Here is a 22,332-nt window from a genome sequence, read left to right on the forward strand (position 1 = left end):
GGGCTCCTGAGCAGCGGCGCGACGGCGCGGGTGCTGTTAGGCAGCGAACAGTATGGGCATACTGACTTACATGCGCTCCATCTGGAAGGGTTCCATCGCGTTCGGTCTGGTGAACGTCCCGGTCAAGGTGTACAGCGCCACCCAGGACCACGACATCAAGTTCCACCAGGTGCACGCCAAGGACAACGGCCGCATCCGATACCAGCGCGTGTGCGAGGTGGACGGGGAAGTGGTCGAATACCGTGACATCGCACGGGCCTACGAATCCGACGACGGTCAAATGGTCATCATCACCGACGACGACATCGCCACCCTGCCCGAAGAACGCAGCCGCGAGATCGAAGTGCTGGAGTTCGTGCCGGCCAGCGACGTGGACCCGATGCTCTTCGACCGCAGCTACTTCCTTGAGCCCGACTCCAAGTCGTCGAAATCCTATGTGCTGCTGGCCAAGACGCTGGCCGAGACGGATCGGATGGCGATCGTGCATTTCACGCTGCGCAACAAGACGCGGCTGGCGGCGTTGCGGGTCAAGGACTTCGGCAAGCGTGACGTGATGGTCATTCACACGTTGTTGTGGCCCGACGAGATTCGTGACCCGGACTTTCCGATCCTCGACAAGAAGGTCGAAGTCAAGCCCGCCGAACTCAAAATGGCCGGGCAGGTCGTGGACTCGATGGCCGAAGAGTTCAACCCCGACCGCTACCACGACGATTATCAGGAACAGCTACACGAGCTCGTCCAAGCCAAACTCGAAGGCGGAGAGGCGTTTACCACCGAAGAGCAGCCCAAGGAGCTGGACGAGACCGAAGACGTCTCCGATCTGCTCGCCAAGCTGGAGGCCAGCGTGAAGGCGCGCTCGGATGACGGTGACGGCAAGGCGCCCGCGAAAAAGACCGCCGCGAAAAGGGCACCGGCGAAAAAGACCGCAGCCAAGAAGGCGCCCGCAAAAAAGACGGCTGCCAAGAAGGCTCCGGCCAAGAAAGCGGCGTCGAAGTCCTGACGCGCCTCGGTCAGCGATTGCGGGTCGCCAGGAAGCGGGTGGCCGCGGCGACGATGTTGATGACGGCGACGATGATGATCAGCGTCAGTGCCGCACCCCAGATCCGTAGGAAACCGGCGTGTTCGGGGTTGGTGAGTTCGGTGTAGATCAGCAGCGGCAGCGAGGCCATGTTGCCGTGGAGGATGTCGAAGTTGATCGACCGGCTGTAGCCGACCAGCACCAGCACCGGCGCGGTTTCGCCGATCACCCGCGCGATGGACAACAAGATGCCGGAGACGATCCCGGGCATCGCGATCGGAAAGACGATCCGCACGATGGTCTTCCATTTCGGCACACCCAACGCGTAGCTGGCCTCGCGCAGGTCGTCAGGCACCAACCGCAGCATTTCTTCGGCGGAGCGCACCACCACCGGCAGCATCAGCAACACCAAGGCGAGCGACACCGCGAACGAGCTCTGCTGGAAGCCCAGCGTGGCGATCCAGAGGCTGAAGATGAACAGCGCCGCGACGATCGAGGGGACCCCGGCCAGCACGTCGACCATGAACGTGGTCAGCCGCACCAGACGGCCGGAACCGTATTCGACCAGGAAGACCGCGGTCATCAGTCCCAGCGGCACGGCAATGACGGCGGCCACCGCGGCCTGCGCCAGCGTCCCGTACAGCGCGTGGTAGACGCCGCCGAGGAACTGTTCGGGCAGCACGCCGTGCAGCGAGTGCGTCCACCATCCCGACCGCGTCACGGCGTACCAGCCCCGTTCGACCACGACCGACAACACCCAGAACAGCGGCACCAGCGCGATGAGAAACGAGGCAAGGAAGAAGATCGTCGCGGCGTTGTTGGTGATCCGCCGCCGGACGCTGAGTGGCCGGAACACCTCGGCCTTGACCGGCCGGTCGAGTGCGTCAACCGTCACGAGCGCCGCTCCTCCTCATCGCTTCGCTCTGCATCGTCACGGCAACCGTCACGAGCGCCGCTCCTCCTCATCGCTTCGCTCTGCATCGTCACGGCAACCGTCACGAGCGCCGCTCCTCCTCATCGCTTCGCTCTGCATCGTCACGGCGCGCGTCATCCGTTGACCTTGCCGCCGGCGATCGCACGGGCGAGCGCGTTGACGATGAACGTCAGGACGAACAGGGCGAATCCCGCCGAGATGTAGGCGCCGGTGGGCAACGGTGCGCTGAACTCCGCGGCCGCCGACGCGATCTTGGAGGCAAACGTGTAGCCGCCGTCGAACAGCGACCAGTTCCCAGGGCGGGCGGCCGAACGCAAGATGATCAGCACCGCCACGGTCTCGCCCAGCGCGCGGCCCAGCCCCAGCATCGAGGCGGCGATGACGCCGCTGCGGCCGAACGGCAGCACGGTCATCCGCACCACTTCCCACTTGGTGGCGCCCAACGCCTGCGCCGCCTCCATCTGGATGTGGGGGGTCTGCCGAAAGACCTCGCGTGAGACCGAGGTGACGATCGGCAGGATCATCACCGAGAGCACGACGCCGGCGGTGAAGATGGTGCCGCCGCCGGCAAGCGAGACGTTGCCCTGTTTGAACAGGAAAAACCAGCCCAGGTGCCGATTGAGAAACGCCGCCACCGGCTCGATGCGGGGAGCGAGGATGAAGATCCCCCACAGCCCGAAGATGATCGACGGCACCGCGGCCAGCAGGTCCACCACCGCTCCGAATGGGCGCGCGAGCCGCTTCGGCGCGTACTGGGTGAGGAACACGGCGATACCGACCGCGATGGGAACGGAAAGCACCAGCGCGGTGAGCGAGCTGAGCACCGTGACCATGAGCAGGTCCCGGATACCGAAAGCCAGGTTGTGGGGATTGCTGGTGCTGAACTCGGCGCTGGTGAAGAAGTTTGCGTGGTTGACGCGCAACGACGGGACGGCACGCAGCAGCAGGAACACCGCGATCAACGCGATAGCGACCACGATCGTCGAGCCCGCGGTGGCGGCTGCTAGCTTGAACAGCCGATCGCCCCGCCGCGCCACGCGTGCATTCAGCGCCGTTGGTGCCGGCTCTTCCGCGGTCGACGGGCTGGTTGCTGTTCCTCGTGTCACGACCACCTCAGGCTATGTGATGGCGTTGATGGAATCAGACAGTCTCGCCTTGAACGCGTCGGGAATCGGGATGTAGCCGTTGTCGGCCAGGCCGTTCTGCCCGGCGCCGATGGTGCTTTGCAGGAATCCCTTCACCGCGGCACCGACGCCCGAGTCGGGGTACTTCGAGCACACGACCTCGTAGGTCGCCAGCACGATCGGGTAGGAGCCGGGCTGCTTGGGCTTGTAGAACGACAGCGTGTCGAGCACCAGGTCGCTACCCTGGCCGGAGATCTTGGCTCCAGCAATTGTCTTGCCGACCGATTCGGCGCTGATCGACACGGCGTCCGGGCCGGCCGAGGTGACGATCTTGGCCATGTTCAGTTTCTGCGCCTCAGCAAACGACCATTCGTTGTAGGTGATCGATCCCTCGGTGGCCTTGATCGCCGCCGAGGTACCGTCGTTGCCCTTGGCTCCTTCGCCGACGCCGCCTTTAAAGGTCTTTCCGGCGCCTTTGCCCCAGGCCCCGTCGGCGGCGGCGTCGAGGTATTTCTGGAAATTGTCGGTGGTACCGGATTCGTCGTTGCGGAACACGACGTGAATCGGCACGGCGGGCAACGTGGCACCGGGGTTGAGCGTCTGGAGCGCGGGGTCATTCCACGTCGTGATCGTGCCGTTGAAAATTTTGGCGGCCGTGGGGCCGTCGAGGGTCAGCGAATCCAGGCCCGTCACGTTGTAGGTGATGGCGATCGGACCGAAAACGACCGGCAGGTTCCAGGCCGGCGAACCGCACCGCTGCTGCGCGGCAGCGTATTCGTTGGCCGCCAGCGGCGAGTCAGAGCCACCGAAATCGGTTTGGTTTCCGGTGAATTCGCTGATTCCCGCACCCGATCCGTTGGCGGTGTAGTTCAGCGTCTGTCCGGGGCAGGCCTGTTCGAACGCGTTGATAAAGCGGGTCATCGCGTTGGCCTGGGCGGTCGACCCGCTGGCCTTGAGGGCCTTCTTCCCGCCGCAACTCACCTTGCCCGACGACGATCCGATGGGCCCGCTGGCGCCCGTGCCGTTGTTGTCGCTTCCGCACCCCGACAGCGCCAGCGCACCGACGCTCAAGACACTCAGCACGGCGCCAAATCGGTTGAGTTTCAATTCGCTTCCTTACGGTCGGGATGAAACATGATCGCCGCCGGTCAGTTTGCCAAAGCGCGTCGACCAGCCCGTCTCGCAGCCACGAACGTAACAGTAACAATTGAACGTTGAGCAAACTCTTCGGCGATCGCCGCTGAACGCGCCGACGCCGAGTGGCGACCTCGGCCCTACCTCCACGTGACGTCGCCTGGCCGGTGCCCGACAGCAAAGGGTGCGCGGCGCACGGGGAACCCGCTCACCGATTGCTCACATCACGCGATCGCGTTGATCGAATCCGACAGCCGCGACTTGAAGGACTCCGGCACGGGGATGTACCCGTTGTCCGCCAAGCCGGTCTGGCCGGCGCCGATGGTGCTTTGGAGAAACGCCTTCACCGCGGCGCCGACCTGCGGGTCGGGATATTTCGAACACACGATCTCGTAGGTCGCCAACACGATCGGGTAGGAGCCGGGCCGGGTCGGCTTGTAAAACGAGAAGGTGTCCACCACCAAGTCATTGCCCTGGCCGGTGAGGGTGGCACCGGAAATCGTTCTCCCGACCGAGCCGGCACTGATGCCCACCGCCTCGGGCCCGGCCGAGGTGACGATTCTGGCCATGGTCAGCTTCTGGGCCAGACCAAACGACCATTCGTTGTAGGTGATCGACCCGTCGGTCGCTTTGACGGCCGCCGACGTGCCCCCGTTGCCGTCGGCGCCCTCCCCGACCCCACCGTGAAACGCCTTCCCGATGCCCTTGTCCCAGACACCGTCTGACGCGGAGTCCAGGTATTTCTGGAAATTGTCGGTGGTGCCGGACAGGTCGCTGCGGAACACGACACGAATGTGCTCGGCAGGCAGCGCGGTGCCCGGGTTCAGCGCCCGGATCGCCGGATCGTTCCAGGCGGTGATAACGCCCTTGAAGATTTTGGCGGTGGTGGGGCCGTCGAGGATCAGCGAGCTGACTCCCTTGACGTTGTAGGTGATGGCGATGGGCCCGAAGACCACGGGCAGATTCCACGCCGGCGCACCGCATCGGGTCCGCGCCGCGAAGTATTCGATCGGGGTCAACGCCGAATCCGAGCCCGCGAAATCGATTTGATTTCCGGTGAATTGGCCGATTCCCGCGCCGGAGCCGTTGGGTGTGTAATCCAGTGTCTGCCCGGGGCAGGCGCGCTCGAACGCGCCGGCGAACCGGGTCATCGCGTTCGCCTGGGCCGTCGAGCCTGCCGCCCTCAGCGTCGCCTTGCCGCCGCAATGGACCGTGCCCGACGAGCCTGCCCCGCTTCCCCAGGCCCTGCTGTCGTGCATTCCACATCCCGACAACGCCAGTCCAGCAGCGGTTACGACGCCCAACACAGCGCCAAATCGGTTGCGTCCCAAGTCTCTTCCTCACGATAAGGACCAAAAATGATCGGCGTCGCTGAGCTAACCAAACCAAAATGAACGACGGGCAAATGGTCTGGCTGCGCGCGCGGAGGGCACTGACGCGGATGAAAAAGTAGAACTTGTTCTAGAAATCTTCGATCGGAGACGGCGCGGCTTGCTACCGTGTCGGCTGACACCGAAAAGAAGAGAGGCCGCCATGATCCTTGACAGGTTCCGTCTCGACGACAAAGTCGCCGTCATCACCGGTGCAGGCCGAGGTCTCGGGGCGGCCATCGCGCTGGCGTTCGCCGAGGCAGGCGCGGATGTTCTCATCGCCTCGCGAACCGAATCCCAACTAGAGGCCGTCGCCGAGCAGGTCCGCGCCGCGGGGCGCCGTGCCCACGTGGTGGCCGCCGACCTGGCGCATCCGGAGTCCACGGCCGAGCTGGCCGGTCAGGCCGTCGAGGCGTTCGGGAAACTAGACATCGTCGTGAACAACGTCGGGGGAACCATGCCCAACACGTTGCTGACGACCTCGACGAAGGATCTCAAAGACGCCTTCACCTTCAACGTCGGCACCGCCCACGCGCTCACGCTGGCGGCGGTGCCTCTGATGCTCGAGCATTCCGGCGGCGGGAGCATCATCAACATCACCTCGACCATGGGTCGGCTGGCCGGACGCGGCTTCGCCGCCTACGGCACCGCCAAGGCCGCGCTGTCCCACTACACCCGGCTGACCGCCCTGGACCTGTGCCCACGGATTCGGGTCAACGCGATCGCGCCGGGATCGATCCTCACCTCCGCGCTGGACGTGGTCGCCTCCAACGACGAGCTGCGGTCTCCGATGGAGAAGGCGACCCCGATGCGCCGCCTCGGCGATCCGGTCGACATTGCTGCTGCCGCAGTCTATTTGGCGTCCCCCGCCGGCAACTTTCTGACTGGCAAGACCCTTGAGGTCGACGGCGGCCTCACCTTCCCGAATCTGGACATCCCCGTCCCGGACCTGTGACCCCCGACCGCTAAGGAGCACCTCATGCCCATCCCCGTCGTCCAACTGGGCACCGGCAACGTCGGTATCCACGCGCTGCGGGCGCTCATCACCAATCCGGAGTTCGACCTGAAAGGTGTCTGGGTGTCCTCGGACGCCAAGGCCGGTAAGGATGCGGCCGAGCTCGCCGGCCTCGCAGAGGCGACGGGTGTGCTGGCCAGCACCGACCTGGACGCCGTGCTCGCCACCGGACCGCAATGCGCCGTGTACAACGCGCTGGCCGACAACCGGTTGCCCGAGGCGCTCGAGGATTACCGGCGCGTATTGGCCGCCGGGATCAACATCGTCGGCAGCGGCCCGGTCTTCTTGCAGTACCCGTGGCAGGTGATCCCCGAGGAGCTGATCAAACCGCTGGAAGATGCGGCGCGCGAAGGCAATTCGAGCCTGTACGTCAACGGCATCGACCCGGGCTTCGCCAACGACCTGCTGCCGTTGGCGTTGGCCGGCACCTGCCAGAGCATCCAGCAGATCCGGTGCATGGAGATCGTCGATTACGCCACCTATGACAGCGCGGCGGTCATGTTCGACGTCATGGGATTCGGCAAGCCGCTCGACGACATTCCGATGCTGCTGCAGCCCGGTGTTCTCAGCCTGGCGTGGGGCTCGGTGATCCGGCAAATGGCCGCAGGCCTTGGCATTTCGCTCGACGAGGTCACCCAGTCTCACGTTCGGGTGCCGGCTCCGGAGGACTTCGACATCGCCTCGGGTCATATCGCCAAGGGCACCGCGGCCGCGCTGCGCTTCGAGGTGTTCGGCATGGTCGACGGCAAGCCCGCCGTCGTCCTCGAACACGTCACCCGTCTGCGCGAGGACCTGTGCCCGGAGTGGCCGCAGCCCGCACAGGAGGGCGGCTCCTACCGCATCGAGGTCACCGGCGAACCGTCCTACGCCATGGACATCTGCCTGAGCAGCCGCAAGGGCGATCACAACCACGCCGGATTGGTGGCCACCGCGATGCGGGTCGTCAACGCGATCCCCGCCGTGGTCGCCGCCGACCCGGGAATCGTCACGACGCTCGACTTGCCGCTGGTCACCGGCAAGGGGCTCTACCTCCCGGACTGAGCCCCGGGCAGGAAACGCCGCGGCCGCGCAGCGGCCCGCCAGGATGTTCGACTAACCTCACTTTCTTATTCGGTGAAGTGAATCGAGGTCGGCACGTTGGCGCAGCGCACCCAGGGCTCGCTCAAGGGCAACTGGTATCTGCTCGGGCCGGCCTTCGTCGCCGCGATCGCCTACGTCGACCCCGGAAACGTCGCCGCCAACGTCAGCGCCGGCTCGCAGTACGGTTACCTGCTGCTGTGGGTGATCGTCGCGGCCAACGTCCTCGCGGGCCTGGTGCAGTACCTGTCGGCCAAGCTCGGGCTGGTCACCGGGCGCTCGCTGCCGGCCGCCCTCGGCAAACGGATGAACCGCCCACTGCGGCTGGTGTATTGGGCGCAGGCCGAGCTCGTGGCGATCGCCACCGATGCGGCCGAGGTCGTCGGCGGGGCCATCGCCTTACACATCCTGTTCGGCTTGCCGCTGATGATTGGCGGGCTGATCACCGGCTTGGTGGCCCTGTTGTTGCTGGGCATCCAGGACCGGCGCGGGCAGATCATCTTCGAGCGGGTCATCACGGGCCTGCTGCTGGTCATCGCGATCGGGTTCGCGGCGAGCTTTTTCGTCAAGACCGCGCCTCCCCAGGAGGTGTTCGGCGGGCTGATGCCCAGGTTCCGCGGCACCGAGAGCGTGCTGCTGGCCGCCGCCATCCTGGGGGCCACCGTCATGCCGCACGCGGTGTACATGCATTCGGGTCTGGTCCTGGATCGGCACGGGCATCCCGACGACGGATCGCATCGCCGCCTGCTGCTGCGTATCACCCGCTGGGACGTCGTCCTCGCGATGGCGGTGGCCGGCACGGTGAACGCCGCGATGCTGCTGGTCGCCGCGATCAACCTGCAGGACCGCAACGTGAGCGCCTCCATCGAGGGCGCCTATTCCGCCATCCACAACACCCTGGGCGCGACGATTGCCGTGCTGTTCGCGATCGGTCTCCTCGCGTCCGGTCTGGCGTCCTCGTCGGTGGGCGCCTACGCCGGCGCCATGATCATGCAGGGGTTGCTGCACCGGTCGATCCCGATGGTGGCGCGCCGGTTGATCACCCTGTGCCCCGCCCTGGTGATCCTGGCTGTCGGATTCGACCCCACCCGTGCGTTGGTGCTGTCCCAGGTGGTGCTGTCGTTCGGCATTCCGTTCGCGGTGCTGCCCCTGATCAAGCTGACGAGCAACCGGGAGCTGATGGGCGACGACGCCAACCACCGCATCACGACGATTCTTGGCTGGGGCGTCGGCATATTGATTAGTCTGCTTAACATGGTGCTCGTCTGGCTGACGGTGACCGGCTGAATGCCGGCCCTGCGGCATCTGTACTTCGCATACGGCTCGAACCTATGCGTCAGGCAGATGGCGCGGCGCTGTCCCGACGCCGCCGATCCGCGGCCGGCGGTCCTCGCCGATCACGACTGGCTGATCAATCAGCGCGGCGTGGCCACCGTCGAACCGTTGGCCGGAAACCAGGTGCATGGGGTGCTCTGGCAGATCTCCGACGGCGACCTGGCCACGTTGGACAGCGCCGAAGGTGTGCCGGTGCGCTACCGGCGCGACCGGCTGACCGTGCACACCGACAACGGGCCGTCACCGGCCTGGGTCTATATCGACCACCGCGTGACGCCCGGGCCCCCGCGCCCGGGCTACCTGCCGACCATCATCGACGGCGCCACCCAACATGGACTCCCCCAACGCTGGCTCGAGTTCTTGCGCCGCTGGGACCCCGCGGGCTGGCCTCGCCCGAAATCCTCGTCGACGACAGACCCTGCGCCACAGTCGCTTTCAGCCTTGCTGCGTGAGCCCGGGGTGACCGAGGCCAGCCAATTGCGTTCGCGTTTCGGCTTTCTCGCCATCCACGGCGGCGGGCTGGAAGAGATGACCGACGTGATCGCCGAACGTGCCGCCGAGGCCGCCGACGCGTCGCTGTATGTGGTGCGCCATCCCGACCGCTACCCGCATCACCTGCCGTCAGCCCTGTTCGATCCGGCCGAGTCGCCACGGCTCGCCGAGTTTCTCGACCATGTCGACGTCGCGGTGTCGCTGCACGGCTACGGCCGCGACGGGCGCAGCACCCAGCTGTTGGCCGGCGGGCGCAACCGGAAATTGGCCGCCCACGTGGCCAGCCACATCCGGCTGACCGGTTACCAGGTAATCACCGACCTCGACGACGTCCCACCGGAATTGCGCGGTCTGCACCCGCGCAACCCGGTAAACCGGGTGCGTGAGGGCGGAACCCAGCTGGAGCTCTCGGCGCGGGTCCGGGGGATCAGCCCGCGCAGCCCGCTGCCCGGTGATGACGGTTTGTCGTCGGTCACCAGTGCGCTGATCCAAGGGCTGGCGCAGGCCGCTCGTGGTTGGACAATGTCGTCGGATCGCTAAAACGGAGGTAGTTGGTGGCCAAGGATTTTCGCTTCGGAATGAGCATGCGGTTCTTCAAGTCGCGCGACGCGCTGCTCGATAAGGCCAAGCGCGCTGAAGACGCCGGCTTCGACATTCTTTGTGTGCCCGACCATTTGGGTGCGGCGGCGCCGTTTCCGACCCTGACCGCGGTCGCGATGGTCACCACGACGCTGAAGCTGAGCATGTATGTGCTCAATTCCGCGTTCTACAAGCCGGCCCTGCTCAGCCGGGACATGCAAGCCCTGGATCTACTCAGCGACGGCCGCCTCGAGATCGGGCTTGGCACCGGCTATGTCCGGGAAGAGTTTGAGGCCGCCGAGATCCCCTATCCCAGCGCCGGCGCCCGGGTCGACTACCTCGAACACATGACGCAGTATCTGAAGGAACACCACCCGTCGACGCCGCTCATCATCGCCGGCAACGGTGACCGGGTGCTGACCATCGCCGCCCGCAACGCCGACATCATCGGGTTGACCGGCTCGAAGGTGCGCGCCGTCGACGATCCCTTCGCCGAACGTGTCGACTTCGTCCGCAACGCCGCCGGGGACCGGTTCGACGCGCTCGAGCTGAACCTGGCGATCACGGCGATGCCGCGGGTCGGCGAGACCGAGCCCGATTTGAAACTGACCCGCAGCTATGCGCCGGATCTGTCGGATGAGGAAATCCTGTCGCAGCCGTCGGTGCTCACCGGTTCGCCCGGCGAAATCGCCGAGACGTTGCGCGCCTACCGCGAAAATTACGGTGTGTCGTCCTTCACCGTGCAGGACAACAACATCGACAACTTCTCGAAGGTGATCGCCGAACTGCGCTGACAGCGGCGTTCGGTCCTTAGCCTGCCGCCCCGGTAAGCTCAGGCCCGTCCGCCCTCGTAGCTCAGGGGATAGAGCACGGCTCTCCTAAAGCCGGTGTCGCAGGTTCGAATCCTGCCGGGGGCACCAAGAGTTTAAGCAGGTAAAGGCCGGTTTTTGGCCGCCTGACCAAACGCCGAATGCCCCCGTCGTGCACTTCGGAAGGTAATCCGTCTGGTGTCAGCAAACAACACCTGACGGAAAGGCTTCCCATGACCCACCAGATCAACTGCCCGGTCGCACCCGCCCCCGACGTCGCCACCGCCGAGGCGCAGACCGCGCTGACGAACGCGCTCCTGCACCTGCGGCATGCGATGCGGCTCATCACAAGCACCGACCGGCTCATCGTCGCCGGCGCGCCGGAAGCCCCGGCGACGCAACGCTGCGCCGCGCTGTACGCCGACATCGCGGCCGCGGCCCGAGCCTGCGCCAACCTGCTCGACCACCTTGATGGCTACGGCGAAGCCCCGGCGCTCAACGACCGCCACCCGGCCGGACGCGCGCTGTGAACGTGGCTGCAGTGATGACACGCGACGACGATCTGGCCGCCGCCGACACCGGCTTCTGGCCCGACGACAACACCGCGATCGGACCGGCGGCAGACCCGACCGCCGCGATCCCCCGAACTCCGCAAGCCGCCGCCCCGGCGTTAGCGTGGGCGGACGACGACGGCCCGGACGAACCGATCCGATATTCATGGGGCGCGACCATCAACTACGCCGTGTTCCTGATCGTCTGCGGCCTCATCGCCGCGGCCGCCACCGCAGTCTTCGCCTGGTGGGGGGCTGCCCGGCCGTAACCACGTCGGTAACAGCGCCCCGCAGACACCCTTCAGCGGGGCGCTGGTTCCTACCTAACTAGCACGACGAGCCAGACGCATATGCCGATAGCGAACATGGCCGAGATCTGGGCGACCCCAGATGCAAAGAGCAGCAACGCCTTTTTCTTCGTCCCGCGCCTCAGTGACAAGAGACCCACTGCGTTGATGTAGGCCACCCCATAGTGCGCAACCTCTGCAGAATCCGCATGGTGCGCGGTGAGAATCTTGTCGAGCGTCTTGTCTTTTACGACGTGCTGGTCGCGCGGGAATCCCGCGGCAACAGCGCAGGCGCCAGCGACGAGGAGACCTATAACAGCGGCGACGAAAAACGGTTTGGCGACGTCCGGGAACTCCACGTTTTTGCCGGCCAACAGGCCGAATACACCGAGCGCCAAGGTGATCAGACCAGCCGAGCTTGTAACGAGTGTGGCGGCCCGCTTGTATACCGACTCACGGCGGTCAGTCTCGATCTTCAACTCCGCCTCGATGAACGCGGCGTAGATTTCGATGCCCGAGCTGGTCATGGGGCGTGTTTTGACTAGTCGCCGCGGTTAATGACCTTGTGCTCGATGGTTGCCGGATCTTGGCTTCTCATCTCGACATCGAACTCGATCCACGACACGTCGGGGGGCGACGGCGTTGGTGGCGGCGGTGGCGGCGGTGGCGGCGCGCCGGACCCCTGAGCGGCTGGGCCTTGGGCGCCCTGCGACGGATTGGTCATAACCGATAGCGTAATTCCGCACGTCAAGCAGCAGCCAACGCGACACGGCCCAGCTCCTGGGAACCATGCCCTTAAGGACCTGCAGGCGGTGGCTTGCCCCCAGTGCTTACTGATTGACGATCATCGCGCCACCCTCGACGTAATCAGCCTGTCGAAGGTGCGCGGCCACTTCGCGGAGTGCTTGGACGTATCCCTTTTGGAACTCATCGTTATCGCCTGAGCTGTAGTGTCCGGTTTCCAGGCGACCTGCCCACCCGTCTAGGCTGCGCGCTATCCGCAAATGGTTGATATACAGTGCCGGTTGGTCGACCAGCACCTTGTCGATGTCCGCGGGCTCGTAAGTCGCAAGGCGTTCTGTGTCGAAGTCGAAGATGTCAGGCGTCGGCATTGATTTCTCCCTATTCGGCTTGTTCGCCACAGGATTGCGGCGAGGTCGACCGTACCGCCGCTCGCTCGCCGGGGTAAGGCATGGCGCGCCCACCCGCCTCTGCGCCGCCTCACGTCTACGTTCGCCCCGGGTTCCCTGGCGCGAACGCCATCGCCTCGACGCCATTCCGCCGCACCGACAGCCACCACGGCCCTTCCGGTGACCGCTCCACGTGTCGTTCGATGCTCTCCCAACGGGTGGCCAACCGCACCATCTGTGTCCACGCGGGCCTGCTGCCGATATCGCCATGTAGATGAATCACCTTGAGTTTGTGCTGAATTGCAAGTTCAGCCTCGCCGGGCCTGGTGCGCAGCCGCCGGTCGTTGGTGATGATGATCCAACCGCGGTCGCCGACGATCGGTATCCAATGCGGGTCGGGGATCCCCAGGGGCAACAACGCGTCCACGGGTGGACGGCTGAACCGTGCGGTGTCTCTGCGCAGCGCAACCATGCCGTTGCCGAGGCTTAAGAGGTTTTCGTCGACGACGAATCTCACATCATCGAGCGTGACCATTGCCGGCGTCCTTACGCCGCCGCCAGCCGATACCTCTCGGTGTAGGCGATCGCTTGATCCACCTGCGCGAGGCTAAGCCCATACTCGGCCGCCAGAACCTCGTGCGGCTCACCGCTGTTCGCCATGCCGGCAATCGTCACGGGCGACACTCGCCGACCCACGAACGTCGGTTGTCCGCTGTATCGCATCGGGTTGATCACGATGTCGGGGAAGTCCCGGTCCGCTGGGAGTTCAACGATGATCGCTTCACCGTCCTCGTCATTTTCGAGAACAGACCTCTTAGCCAGCCACCGGCCATCGCCGATCAACTGCTGGCCCGTACGTATGACGACTTCCAGCTCCGAATCTTCGTCCTTGATCGTCAAATCCCGGTCATGCGAGGAGAGATACGGCCGCATGTGCGCCAACGGATACTGCGTGCCGTAAACGCGTCGCAGCTCGTCTATTGCAGCTCGCAGCCGCGGAATCGGAACCTTCTTGATATCGCGGAACTCGGCAAGCATTCGCGTCTCGACGAACTCTCCCCACGTGACCCACGGTGTATCACGCGGTTTGACGCGCAGAATTGGGTCGTAGACTTTGCCTGACCGCTCGTAGCCATTGATCCACCGCCGAGCCGTCCCCCCGCGGAGGCCGATTAGCCGGTCGACCTCCGCGTACACATAGACCTCACGATCAAGCATCGAGGTAACCGCCATGGCCGCAAGCATGACACAACGCTATCGCCGGCCGCCGACACTTTGGCCGCAAGGGAACGCGAAAGCCATGCCGCTGTCGATTGGCCCGATAGGCGAGGATCGCCGGCCGCCCAGCTTCCAACGCCGCGACCCGCGCCTCGAGGTAGGCCATACGCCGCCGCACCGACCGCCACCGCAGCGGCGGCCACAACCAGCGCATCAAAGGTCCATGTAATCGACCGGGGCATACCAGCCCTCACGGACCGCCACCGCGGTCAGCTTCCGCTCACCAGACACGCCGGGCCAGGTGAACCGCTCACGGCCGCCGCAGAACGCCGGCCACGACGACATGCGCTCCCCGTCGCGCCGCCGCGGCGAGCCGCCGTTCGCCGCCTCCCAGGCGTCGAGGTAGTTCGCCACCTCGGCGCAAGAATCATCCACAACGCCCGTGTGGTGCGCGTATTCGAGGCACCTCAAGCCGCGGAACCAGTCACCCGCGCTGTCGTAATCCGACACCGGCTTGGCGGCCGGCACGCGTAGGCGCGCCATCAGCGCCGCCCGCCGTTGTGCCCGGCGACACGCAACCCGGTGACCGGCTTGTCCGCCACCGCCATCGTCTTTTCCAAGCCCCGCCGCACCCGTCCCGCCGTCATAGCGGCTTCCTTCTCGGAGGCCCGCATCTCCGCGCTGATGCGCACCAGCACGGCCGGATCCGGCTTCTCCTTGCCGGCCTCGGAGGCCAGCGCTTTGCCCAGCAGGTCGACCCGCTGCCCGAGCCGCACAGCCGTCTCGATCATGTCCAGCTCGTCGGGGCTGTAGTCGATGCGGCCCCCGCCGATCTCCTCGAGCAGCTCGGCGTATTGCCGGCGAATCCTGGTTTCCGTCGACGGCGGCCGGCCACGTTGCGTGGTGCTCATTTTGTCCGTGTTTCCTTCCGATATGGCCCGGTTTTCGGCCGAGTTAGCGGCAATTCACTAGGAGCCTTGATCGGCGCGTCGGCGGGCATCCCCGCAGGTCAACCCACAGCAAACAATCGGCCTGCATATTATGCAGCCGATGGGGACTTGTGGAACCCGACATTTTGTCACGCACTAAGTCCGGCCGGCGCGCAAAACCGCAGGTCAGGGGGGGTCCCCCCAGGTATGCGCAGGTCAGCGGGCTTTTGCCGCCCTGAACATCGTGCATAGTTATGCATCGAGCGCGCATCACTTCCGCATCCAGCAAACTTTATAGCCATACTACACATCCCCTAGCAAGACGTCGGATGGGTGCGTCCTCGATGGGCGCTTCCTGCTGCGACGCTCCCGTGCCGCCGCACCGGCTGCCGCGGCCTCGCGGGCTGTCTTGACGCGATGGCATGGCACGCATACGGCACGCAGGTTGTCATCGTCGGTATCGGATCCGCCCAGCGATATGGGCACGATCTTGTCGACCTCGGTGGCGTCGACCGCGCATCGCGGCCCGCGGATCTGGCACTCGTGGTCGTCGCGACGCAGGATCCGCCTCCGGGTGCGCTGCCACTGATAGCCCCGGGTGACGTTGCTCGAGGCGGTCGGTTTGCCCGCGCGCTGCCAACCTGAGCGGCGTGTCATGCGGCACCACCTGCGGGTCGACGGTAGCGGTCCTGCGGTACCCGGCTGCGACTGCGCATGTGCCGGTTGTGTTTGCGGTTGCACGGCCCGCACAGCGTGACTCGCTGCCCGTACAACCAGCGGTGTTTGGTTACGTTCATGCGCGTGTTGCCGCAGTGCTTGCAGCGCTCGGGCTGCTGCTGCGGCATTGTCACGAGACACCGCTGGCGATACGGTAGCGCCATTCGCCGACGCTGTGATCGAACCACGGCCGCAGCACTGTGCCCGCTTTGTGATAGGTGGCTGCGTTGACTGCTTCGCCGATGATCGTTGCCGCGGTGTCGATGGCGGCATGTGGTGTTGCACCCCAGGCTGTTTCGAGGTAGCCGGCGCAGGCGGTCACCATGTCGTTGAACGTCATGTCCACGTCGCGGACCATGACCGTGGTGCTGCCGGCGCGGCTGTTCAGGCCGATGTGGGCGCGGTCGCAGCCGCAATTGGTCCGGGCGCATGGTGACATCGGTGCGGCGAGTTCACCCTCGATGCCGTGGCTGAAGTCGTCTGGCTCGGGATTCGGTGGACGGTGGACGGTGAGTGCTTTCACTTTTGGTTGTGCTCCTTAACCTTTGGGTGCCGCCGGGTCGCGTTGCCTCCGATAGAAACGGACCCGGCGGCCTTTTGTGTGGTCGGCAACCGCGCCGCAGGCCATGGATACGGCGGTGCCAAGCTCCACACGGTCCTGGTTCATCCCACGTCGGCCCATGGCCTTCGGGCCGGCTCGCGGGACTCGAGCACCACCGCCCCGACGAGGGTTTGCAGCGGCCGGGGCAGCGCAGTGCTCTTGTGGACACCGCGCAACGCCTCGGCCGCAGCGGCTTTCGCGTCCCGCTGCGCCTCGTGGCCTGCCTCGTTCACGCCGTGTCACCGTCCGCGATGCGCTGCAACATGTCGTCCGACACGCCGCCCACGATTGCGCGCAGCTCCGGTGGGCACGGGACCGAGAACAGTGCGGCGCTGGCCATCGTTGATGTGGGCGTCGCCGCGAGGTCGTCGTACTCGTTGTCGAGGCCGGCGGCTTCGGCATAGTCCTTCGCGACATCGCGGATCCCAAGCTCAAACGCTCGGGCGGCTGCGGCGCGCGCCAGGAGGTCGTCCCCCATGGCTGTTGCGCGTTGCCGCATGGCCTGCAGGTCCTTCCCGCTGCGCAGCTGCGAGGCGCGGTCCACGGCGTCGCGGTAGGCCAGGGTGGAGCCGGCGTCGGCGCCGGCGGGCAGCCCGAACAGCTTCGTGGTCAGCCTGGCGCGTGTGCTGTCATTGTCGACCGTGGTGCCGTCACGCAGCGCGGCTGCCTGCTTGCGGTGTGCCAGAAGTGTTTTCGCGAGTTCCTGGCGGCGTCCCGCCTCCGTGTAGCGTGGATCGGCGCGGATGGCGTCGCATTTCTTGGCGAGGCTGGCGCGGATCGTGGTCATCTTGCTCTTCGCGTCGGCGATTTGCGTGGTAGCCATTTGCGTTTTCCATTCGGTCAGGCGGCGGTTGCCGCTTGGGTGATGCGTAGGTCGTACTCGTTGATGTGCCACCGGCCGCCGTGCCATCTGGCGGCCAGGCGTTTCGTTTGGCACCAACGTCTTACGGTGCGGTCTGTGACGCCCAGCCGTTCGGCTGCCTGCGGCGAGGTCAACTGTTCATGTTCTGATTCTGTCCGTTGCGCGCCGCTCGTGTCGAAATCGTGTCCGCTACCGGACATTTGGGGTTCCCGGAAGAGGTTCTGCTCGTACCCCAAACCAGACAGATGCAGCGCGCCCAGAATCTCGTACGCCTCGACGTCGCTGGTGCGCATTAGCATTCGCCACTCGGGCAATGTTCGCTTGTCGAGCATTCTGGCGATCCGCGGCGGGACGGTAACGGAGCCGTCCGGGTTGACGTGCCGGTAGAAACGCGCATCCCAACTGCTCGCGGCGGTCAACGCGTCCTCCCCTGAATGTTGTTGCCTTTGAGTCTGTTACGAGCTTTCCGTCGCCGTCGTGTTCGGCTTTTCGCGCGGTGCGTAGGCCAGCCGTCAGCGTCGGTGTGGCTTGCGCCTGCCTGGCGTGGAGGCGTCAGCGCATTGCCGCCAATGGGGTCCACGATTATCACGGCCGCCCCCCGTACCGCATCCGCTGCAACCGCTGGCGCGAATCAATCTCGCGCTGAAGCTCGTTGACGTCCTTGACCGTCACCTGGTCGATCCGCACGCTGTAGTCGTCGCCACCGCGGAACGCCTTCGGGTCCGGCGTCGGCATGCCCTGGCTCGCGATCGCGTGCAGGTTGCCCCACTGCTCATCGTTGAGGATCGGTTCGGGCCGATTTGTCTGATTGATCGCGATGCCGTTCGGCATCAGCCAGCCGCCGTCGTCAAACTTCCCGGGAATGACTCCGCCTCGCGACAGGCCGAGCAGCCCCGCCAGGTCGGTGGGCCGAAGCGGCGGCTGCGATCCCGGCGCGGATGGCTGCTGCGGCTTCGGACCCTGCACGGGCCACGGTCCTTGAACCGGGGCGGGCGACCCCGAAGGCTGCGGAACGGGCACGGCCGGGCCTTGCGTCTGCGTATCGGCCAGCCCCTGCATCGGCGTTGGCGCCGGTGTGAAATCCCCCGTGCCGGCCGTAGCGATCGGCGCCGACGCGCCTACCGGCTGCTGTCCCGGCAGCTGTCCGGGCTGCACCGGGGCCGATGGGGATGGTGTCTGCAGGCCCTCTTGTTGCCCCTGCGCCTTCTCGCCCGTGGTGACGGCGGCGGCCTGGCCGGGTAGCTGCGGCATGAACTGAGACGGGTCGGTCTGGAAGAACCTGGGCACGCCGAATGGCAGCAGGATCTCGGCCAGCGCGTCACCGCCGATGCCGGCCATCTGGAAGCCGTATTGCACACCACGTTCGGCCATCTTTGTGCCGATGCCAATCAGGAACGACGACGCCGCCCCGCCGGCTTGGCCGCCGGCGCCGAAGGATCCTGCAGTCGCAGCCGCGGAGATAGCGGTCGACGCCGCCGACGCGGCCTGCTCGATCAAACCGTTGATAGCTTGGGCGCCCATCTGCATCGCGCCGGACCAGAGGCTGGTGCCCGCCGTGCCACCCCCGCCCGCACCCGCGGGGATGTAGCCCTGCGTGCGGCCGAATCCGCCGCCAGGCCCGCCAGCGGCGGACAGCGAAGCCGGATCCCCCTGGCTGCCAGACATTCCTCCGAGCATTGCGGCGAGCTGGCCAGGCGCTCCACCCGTCAGCGCCGAACCCAGTTCACTGCCCGGCAGATACCAGTGGTCCTCGAATTGAGCGTCTGAGGCCCCATGTGCGCCCGCACCGATCTGCACACCGTTTCCAGCGGACTCGACAGCACGGCCGTCAGGCAAGGTGCCCGCCATGTGACTGTTCGGGCCGCCGCCGCCGTGGTGGATGCCGAGCTGGAATGTCCCGGGCTTGCTTCCGCGGACGAAACCGTAGGCCGCCAAGTCGCTTTCGGTGTTAAAGCGCGGCATCTGCTTGCCGGTCAGCCTGTTGTAGATCTGCGACATAAAGCCCGAGCAGTCGTACAGCGTGCCGTACTGGTACGCCTTGCCCTGTTGGGCGCCGAGCCACTGGTTGAAGTCGCCGGCCTGCCCGGTGGTCGCTTCCGGCACCTTGATTGGGGGTACAGCGGGCACCGCTGGGGGCACGATGCCGCCGTCGTCGAAGCCGGGGAGGGTGCCGGCGTTGAGGGCCGCGACGATCGGGGCGGCGCCGCGGTCCATAGCGGACTTCCGCACCACGCCCTCACCGGCTGACACCCGCGCGGTCGGCACACCGTCGGCGCCGATCCCGATGATCGAGTCGGACGTGCCGGTTCCCGGCCCGTAAATCTTGCCGGCTGGCGTCACGCCGCCCGTGGCGCGCTTCGGAAGCCAGGAGTAGTCGGTCCCTGGTGCGGTGATGGGCGGCGGCGCTGGCGGCGACGGCGGCCCTTGTACCGGGGAAGCTGGCCGCTGTTGATGCCCCCACCCCATAACGCTGTCGAGCAGATTCGAGCCCGGAACCAGAGTATTGACCCAGTCTTTCGCGTTAACCGGCTGCTTACCCTGAATCTGATCGAGCACATTCGCGCCGGCGTTGTGCCACCCCGGCATCACCGTGTCCAGCGCGGCGAGCGTGCCCGCGAGCGGCCCGGCGGCTGCGGCGATCGCCGTGAACGCGCCAGAGATGCGCCCCGAGTTCCCGGCGAACATCAAGAACCCCTCGGTGGTCCCCTCGATGTCGCTCTTCAGCGTGGAGATCTTCTCCTGCAGCGGGGCGGCCTTGTTGGCGACGTCTTGTACCGCCGCTCCGGCCTGTGTCTGTCCGACCGAGTTCAGCGCGGCGGCAAGCCCGTTCAGCGTTCCAGCAGCATCCTTGTCCTTGATGCCGGTGATCGCGTCGCCGATTCCGTGGAAGGCGTCGACCACCGGATCGATCACGCTCCCAACGTTTCTGACAGCATCGCCGAGGTAGGGGACGTTCAGAACCGCGTCGTGCAGCTCTTGACCGATTTTCGCGCCCGCACGCTTGGCCAGCTCTCCGACAACCTGGTCGGTCGTGTATCCGGCGTCCTCGATGCCCTTCTGTACGGTCTCGGCGATGTCCTTGCCGATCTCGCGGAGCGCACCTTTCGTCTTGGCGGTGTCGACCTTCGGCTCCACCTTCGGCTCGATCTTGGTCTTGCCGATGTCGTCGCCGGCCTTCTTTGTGGCCTTGGTGATCTCGTCCTGAATGGCCTTGCCGGCACCCTTGGCGCCCTTGCCGATTCCCGCTTCGATCGCATCCCCGGCTGACTTACCGGCAAAGGTTCCGGCCTTCTCGGCGCTCGACGTGATCTCGTCGTTGATCGCTTTGCCGGCTTCCTTGGCGCCCTTGGTGACACCCTTGGTGATGGCGTCGCCGGCCTGCTTGCCGGCCTTCTCGGCCTGCTTACCGACGCCGGTGATTTCGGCGGTGATCTCTTTCATCGCGTCGCCGGCCTTCTTGACCGTCAACTCGATGTAGCCAGATGCCAGCTTTGCGCCGTCGCTCATCGTTCGTCCTCCCACGATGCGCGATCGTCAGACCAGCAATGCCGGCTGCAGGGGGCGTCCCGGTAATGACGGCACGTCATGCAGAACACCGCGGCGCGGTGGACAAGTTCGTTTCCGCCGAGGGTGATTTGTTCTGTCGCCGCGGTCACCGAGCCGCCACCTCTACGGGCCGGCCCACGTGCGCGAGGTCCTCGGCGGCGATCCGCACCAATCTGGGGCCAAGACGTCGAGCGGGCAGCACGCCGGTATGTATCCAGCGCTCCACGGTGCGACGCGAGACGCGCGCATGCGCGGCGGCTTCGCTGATGGTGAATTGGTGGTCAGGCATCGCAACAATCCTCGTGACTCGGTTGCAGCCTGAATCCACCTTCAGCATAAAGGAACACGCCAACAAGCGCGAAGAAACGACACTAGACGACATAGGGCGACGGCCGACGGACTACGTCGAGAACGCCAGGCGCCGAAGCGATCACGTCCGCCTTGGACCCGTCACCCAGCGGCACCCCAGTCGCCAGAACGCGGGGCCGGTTGATCGGATGATCCGGCGCCGGGTGATGCAACTTCTGCCACTTCGCCCCGCCGGCCAGGCTGGCGGTTGTCGATACTGGCAGCCCGGTGCTGTAGTGATCGCCGTGCGCGCCGTGGTTGACCTGGTGTTCCTGGATCCCAGCGAACACTCGATCGATGTATGCAAGTGCGCAATTCGCGTAGTCGCGCACGGTGGCGGCCGGCGGGGCAGCATCGGCCACCCTCGCCAGTTCGTTACGCATCTGCTCGATGGCCGCGGCGATATGCAGCAACGCATCCTGTGGTGTGTAGTTGGCCGTCACGACGACCCTCCCTTCGTCCTCGGTCGGGACCGCAGCCACGCGGCAGCCGCCGCGTTCGGGGCTGAGGTGCCCGTGGGGCAACTGTTTTCGCGATCGGGCGGTTCGGGTGCGGCCGGTTTGGTTTCGGCCGCCCAGGGCGCCCCCGGCAGATCCGCGCGCCACACGCGGGTGATCGGGCGGTGATTCACGACGCCGCCGCCTCGACGTCGACGCGCATGTACCGCGAGACGCGCCCCCGGGCGCTGGTCTGGCCGCGGTCGACGCGGCGCAGCACACCACGGCGTCGCATGCGTTCGAGCGCCTGCCTGGTCTGCTCGGCTTGATTCAAGGTCGCCTCTGGTCCGTACAGGACCGCAGCCGCCTCCCGCACGGTCAGGCCAACCTCACCGGCGGCCTCCGATGCGGCGAGTAGTCGCCGCGCCGGCCGCCGCGGGCCACGCGGCTTCGGCACCTCCTGTGGCGGGTGCGGTCTCAGCTCGCCCACCATCACCGCCCTGGCGGTCTGATACGCGGCAGGATCCACGAGGCGGCCGGCCACCACGCCGCGGACCTGTTGACCCGCTGGCAGCGCGTCCACCCAGTCGCTGCAGCGTTGCAACTGCCTGCAGCCGAGGCAGGTTTCGATGCCGGCGTCGATCCGTTCCCGACCCGAGGTGACGTCGAGGTCCGCGAGCCACGCCTCTCCGCGGCACGCCGCATCGGGCATTCGCGGCACAGAGGCAGCCATGCCCATCAGGGCGGCAAACTGGTCGGCGTTCATCGGGTCGCCCCGTGGTGGTCAGGTTTGTTACCGCTGCACGCCAGGCACCGGCG

General features: G+C 66.0%; 28 protein-coding genes and 1 tRNA gene. 9 read left to right on the plus strand and 20 right to left on the minus strand.

Features of this window, described 5'->3' with window-relative positions:
* Positions 1-70: 70 nt before the first annotated feature.
* The gene (gene ku, locus ACZ50Z_RS15320; protein ID WP_464484313.1) at positions 71-1,000 is read left to right on the plus strand and encodes a non-homologous end joining protein Ku; all 930 of its coding nucleotides are present in this window, start codon (positions 71-73) and stop codon (positions 998-1,000) included.
* A gap of 10 nt (positions 1,001-1,010) precedes the next feature.
* Here ku and pstA read toward each other — a convergent pair whose 3' ends face one another.
* From pstA to pstS (ACZ50Z_RS15340), 4 genes are all read right to left on the minus strand, one after another.
* Complete coding sequence (gene pstA / locus ACZ50Z_RS15325) at positions 1,011-1,913, minus strand: phosphate ABC transporter permease PstA (RefSeq protein ID WP_464484314.1); 903 nt, start codon at positions 1,911-1,913, stop codon at positions 1,011-1,013.
* A 152-nt stretch (positions 1,914-2,065) separates the two neighbouring features.
* A complete protein-coding gene (gene pstC, locus ACZ50Z_RS15330) occupies positions 2,066-3,001 on the minus strand; it encodes a phosphate ABC transporter permease subunit PstC (protein ID WP_464486257.1) in 936 nt (311 codons plus the stop codon).
* A gap of 69 nt (positions 3,002-3,070) precedes the next feature.
* The gene (gene pstS, locus ACZ50Z_RS15335; RefSeq protein WP_464484315.1) at positions 3,071-4,183 is read right to left on the minus strand and encodes a phosphate ABC transporter substrate-binding protein PstS; all 1,113 of its coding nucleotides are present in this window, start codon (positions 4,181-4,183) and stop codon (positions 3,071-3,073) included.
* 251 nt (positions 4,184-4,434) lie between these two features.
* On the minus strand, positions 4,435-5,541 hold the full coding sequence (gene pstS / locus ACZ50Z_RS15340; RefSeq protein WP_464484316.1) for a phosphate ABC transporter substrate-binding protein PstS: 1,107 nt from the start codon (positions 5,539-5,541) through the stop codon (positions 4,435-4,437).
* Positions 5,542-5,743: 202 nt separating this feature from the next.
* Between pstS (ACZ50Z_RS15340) and ACZ50Z_RS15345 the strand changes: the two genes are divergently transcribed.
* The 8 genes from ACZ50Z_RS15345 to ACZ50Z_RS15380 all read left to right on the plus strand — a co-directional run bounded on the left by ACZ50Z_RS15345 (position 5,744) and on the right by ACZ50Z_RS15380 (position 11,707).
* Entirely contained in the window at positions 5,744-6,535 is a 792-nt protein-coding gene (locus tag ACZ50Z_RS15345) for an SDR family oxidoreductase (protein ID WP_014381870.1), read from the plus strand.
* Between the two features lie 24 nt (positions 6,536-6,559).
* Positions 6,560-7,636, plus strand: a complete 1,077-nt coding sequence (locus tag ACZ50Z_RS15350) for an NAD(P)H-dependent amine dehydrogenase family protein (RefSeq protein WP_464484317.1) — start codon at positions 6,560-6,562, stop codon at positions 7,634-7,636.
* An 81-nt stretch (positions 7,637-7,717) separates the two neighbouring features.
* Positions 7,718-8,959, plus strand: coding sequence for an Nramp family divalent metal transporter (locus ACZ50Z_RS15355; protein ID WP_464486258.1), 1,242 nt, complete (start codon positions 7,718-7,720; stop codon positions 8,957-8,959).
* Positions 8,960-10,039, plus strand: coding sequence for a poly-gamma-glutamate hydrolase family protein (locus tag ACZ50Z_RS15360; protein ID WP_464484318.1), 1,080 nt, complete (start codon positions 8,960-8,962; stop codon positions 10,037-10,039).
* A gap of 38 nt (positions 10,040-10,077) precedes the next feature.
* A complete protein-coding gene (locus tag ACZ50Z_RS15365; RefSeq protein ID WP_464486259.1) occupies positions 10,078-10,872 on the plus strand; it encodes an LLM class F420-dependent oxidoreductase in 795 nt (264 codons plus the stop codon).
* Positions 10,873-10,922: 50 nt separating this feature from the next.
* Positions 10,923-10,998 (plus strand) — tRNA-Arg (locus tag ACZ50Z_RS15370).
* Positions 10,999-11,120: 122 nt separating this feature from the next.
* On the plus strand, positions 11,121-11,417 hold the full coding sequence (locus ACZ50Z_RS15375; protein ID WP_464484319.1) for a hypothetical protein: 297 nt from the start codon (positions 11,121-11,123) through the stop codon (positions 11,415-11,417).
* Positions 11,418-11,431: 14 nt separating this feature from the next.
* Positions 11,432-11,707: a hypothetical protein gene (locus tag ACZ50Z_RS15380; protein ID WP_464484320.1), complete on the plus strand. Its 276-nt coding sequence runs from the start codon at positions 11,432-11,434 to the stop codon at positions 11,705-11,707.
* Positions 11,708-11,757: 50 nt separating this feature from the next.
* Here ACZ50Z_RS15380 and ACZ50Z_RS15385 read toward each other — a convergent pair whose 3' ends face one another.
* From ACZ50Z_RS15385 to ACZ50Z_RS15460, 16 genes are all read right to left on the minus strand, one after another.
* Positions 11,758-12,252 carry a hypothetical protein gene (locus tag ACZ50Z_RS15385; RefSeq protein WP_464484321.1) on the minus strand — a complete coding sequence of 165 codons (495 nt, stop codon included), beginning with the start codon at positions 12,250-12,252 and terminating at the stop codon, positions 11,758-11,760.
* Positions 12,253-12,266: 14 nt separating this feature from the next.
* Positions 12,267-12,449: a hypothetical protein gene (locus ACZ50Z_RS15390; RefSeq protein ID WP_464484322.1), complete on the minus strand. Its 183-nt coding sequence runs from the start codon at positions 12,447-12,449 to the stop codon at positions 12,267-12,269.
* A gap of 106 nt (positions 12,450-12,555) precedes the next feature.
* Positions 12,556-12,837 carry a hypothetical protein gene (locus tag ACZ50Z_RS15395; RefSeq protein WP_464484323.1) on the minus strand — a complete coding sequence of 94 codons (282 nt, stop codon included), beginning with the start codon at positions 12,835-12,837 and terminating at the stop codon, positions 12,556-12,558.
* 115 nt (positions 12,838-12,952) lie between these two features.
* Entirely contained in the window at positions 12,953-13,390 is a 438-nt protein-coding gene (locus ACZ50Z_RS15400) for a PIN-like domain-containing protein (RefSeq protein ID WP_464484324.1), read from the minus strand.
* An 11-nt stretch (positions 13,391-13,401) separates the two neighbouring features.
* Positions 13,402-14,100 carry a DUF433 domain-containing protein gene (locus tag ACZ50Z_RS15405; protein ID WP_464484325.1) on the minus strand — a complete coding sequence of 233 codons (699 nt, stop codon included), beginning with the start codon at positions 14,098-14,100 and terminating at the stop codon, positions 13,402-13,404.
* A 186-nt stretch (positions 14,101-14,286) separates the two neighbouring features.
* A complete protein-coding gene (locus ACZ50Z_RS15410) occupies positions 14,287-14,616 on the minus strand; it encodes a hypothetical protein (RefSeq protein ID WP_464484326.1) in 330 nt (109 codons plus the stop codon).
* Positions 14,616-14,984: a hypothetical protein gene (locus ACZ50Z_RS15415; RefSeq protein ID WP_464484327.1), complete on the minus strand. Its 369-nt coding sequence runs from the start codon at positions 14,982-14,984 to the stop codon at positions 14,616-14,618. Before ACZ50Z_RS15415 ends, ACZ50Z_RS15410 begins: the two co-directional genes overlap by 1 nt.
* A 321-nt stretch (positions 14,985-15,305) precedes the next feature.
* On the minus strand, positions 15,306-15,659 hold the full coding sequence (locus ACZ50Z_RS15420) for an HNH endonuclease (RefSeq protein WP_464484328.1): 354 nt from the start codon (positions 15,657-15,659) through the stop codon (positions 15,306-15,308).
* Between the two features lie 190 nt (positions 15,660-15,849).
* Positions 15,850-16,242 (minus strand): DUF7715 family protein, encoded by a 393-nt coding sequence (locus ACZ50Z_RS15425; RefSeq protein ID WP_464484329.1) that lies wholly within the window; start codon positions 16,240-16,242, stop codon positions 15,850-15,852.
* Positions 16,243-16,382: 140 nt separating this feature from the next.
* Entirely contained in the window at positions 16,383-16,553 is a 171-nt protein-coding gene (locus ACZ50Z_RS15430; RefSeq protein ID WP_464484330.1) for a hypothetical protein, read from the minus strand.
* On the minus strand, positions 16,550-17,143 hold the full coding sequence (locus ACZ50Z_RS15435; protein WP_464484331.1) for a hypothetical protein: 594 nt from the start codon (positions 17,141-17,143) through the stop codon (positions 16,550-16,552). Before ACZ50Z_RS15435 ends, ACZ50Z_RS15430 begins: the two co-directional genes overlap by 4 nt.
* A 17-nt stretch (positions 17,144-17,160) precedes the next feature.
* Positions 17,161-17,601, minus strand: a complete 441-nt coding sequence (locus ACZ50Z_RS15440) for a helix-turn-helix domain-containing protein (RefSeq protein WP_464484332.1) — start codon at positions 17,599-17,601, stop codon at positions 17,161-17,163.
* Positions 17,602-17,767: 166 nt separating this feature from the next.
* A complete protein-coding gene (locus ACZ50Z_RS15445) occupies positions 17,768-20,689 on the minus strand; it encodes a C40 family peptidase (protein ID WP_464484333.1) in 2,922 nt (973 codons plus the stop codon).
* A gap of 145 nt (positions 20,690-20,834) precedes the next feature.
* Entirely contained in the window at positions 20,835-21,017 is a 183-nt protein-coding gene (locus ACZ50Z_RS15450) for a helix-turn-helix domain-containing protein (protein ID WP_464484334.1), read from the minus strand.
* An 82-nt stretch (positions 21,018-21,099) separates the two neighbouring features.
* A complete protein-coding gene (locus ACZ50Z_RS15455) occupies positions 21,100-21,519 on the minus strand; it encodes a hypothetical protein (RefSeq protein ID WP_464484335.1) in 420 nt (139 codons plus the stop codon).
* A gap of 184 nt (positions 21,520-21,703) precedes the next feature.
* A complete protein-coding gene (locus tag ACZ50Z_RS15460; protein ID WP_464484336.1) occupies positions 21,704-22,279 on the minus strand; it encodes a hypothetical protein in 576 nt (191 codons plus the stop codon).
* Positions 22,280-22,332: the final 53 nt, after the last annotated feature.

Source organism: Mycobacterium sp. NTMscope_MAC_269 (assembly GCF_976985695.1).

Bases quoted from the DNA above. Each gene is read 5' to 3' on its own strand.
- ku (WP_464484313.1), top strand. From the start codon at position 71: ATGCGCTCCATCTGGAAGGGTTCCATCGCGTTCGGTCTGGTGAACGTC.
- ACZ50Z_RS15345 (WP_014381870.1), top strand. From the start codon at position 5,744: ATGATCCTTGACAGGTTCCGTCTCGACGACAAAGTCGCCGTCATCACC.
- ACZ50Z_RS15350 (WP_464484317.1), top strand. From the start codon at position 6,560: ATGCCCATCCCCGTCGTCCAACTGGGCACCGGCAACGTCGGTATCCAC.
- ACZ50Z_RS15360 (WP_464484318.1), top strand. From the start codon at position 8,960: ATGCCGGCCCTGCGGCATCTGTACTTCGCATACGGCTCGAACCTATGC.
- ACZ50Z_RS15365 (WP_464486259.1), top strand. From the start codon at position 10,078: ATGAGCATGCGGTTCTTCAAGTCGCGCGACGCGCTGCTCGATAAGGCC.
- ACZ50Z_RS15375 (WP_464484319.1), top strand. From the start codon at position 11,121: ATGACCCACCAGATCAACTGCCCGGTCGCACCCGCCCCCGACGTCGCC.
- ACZ50Z_RS15380 (WP_464484320.1), top strand. From the start codon at position 11,432: ATGACACGCGACGACGATCTGGCCGCCGCCGACACCGGCTTCTGGCCC.
- ACZ50Z_RS15385 (WP_464484321.1), bottom strand. From the start codon at position 12,252: ATGACCAGCTCGGGCATCGAAATCTACGCCGCGTTCATCGAGGCGGAG.
- ACZ50Z_RS15390 (WP_464484322.1), bottom strand. From the start codon at position 12,449: ATGACCAATCCGTCGCAGGGCGCCCAAGGCCCAGCCGCTCAGGGGTCC.
- ACZ50Z_RS15395 (WP_464484323.1), bottom strand. From the start codon at position 12,837: ATGCCGACGCCTGACATCTTCGACTTCGACACAGAACGCCTTGCGACT.
- ACZ50Z_RS15400 (WP_464484324.1), bottom strand. From the start codon at position 13,390: ATGGTCACGCTCGATGATGTGAGATTCGTCGTCGACGAAAACCTCTTA.
- ACZ50Z_RS15405 (WP_464484325.1), bottom strand. From the start codon at position 14,100: ATGCTTGCGGCCATGGCGGTTACCTCGATGCTTGATCGTGAGGTCTAT.
- ACZ50Z_RS15410 (WP_464484326.1), bottom strand. From the start codon at position 14,616: ATGGCGCGCCTACGCGTGCCGGCCGCCAAGCCGGTGTCGGATTACGAC.
- ACZ50Z_RS15415 (WP_464484327.1), bottom strand. From the start codon at position 14,984: ATGAGCACCACGCAACGTGGCCGGCCGCCGTCGACGGAAACCAGGATT.
- ACZ50Z_RS15420 (WP_464484328.1), bottom strand. From the start codon at position 15,659: ATGACACGCCGCTCAGGTTGGCAGCGCGCGGGCAAACCGACCGCCTCG.
- ACZ50Z_RS15435 (WP_464484331.1), bottom strand. From the start codon at position 17,143: ATGGCTACCACGCAAATCGCCGACGCGAAGAGCAAGATGACCACGATC.
- ACZ50Z_RS15445 (WP_464484333.1), bottom strand. From the start codon at position 20,689: ATGAGCGACGGCGCAAAGCTGGCATCTGGCTACATCGAGTTGACGGTC.
- ACZ50Z_RS15450 (WP_464484334.1), bottom strand. From the start codon at position 21,017: ATGCCTGACCACCAATTCACCATCAGCGAAGCCGCCGCGCATGCGCGC.
- ACZ50Z_RS15460 (WP_464484336.1), bottom strand. From the start codon at position 22,279: ATGAACGCCGACCAGTTTGCCGCCCTGATGGGCATGGCTGCCTCTGTG.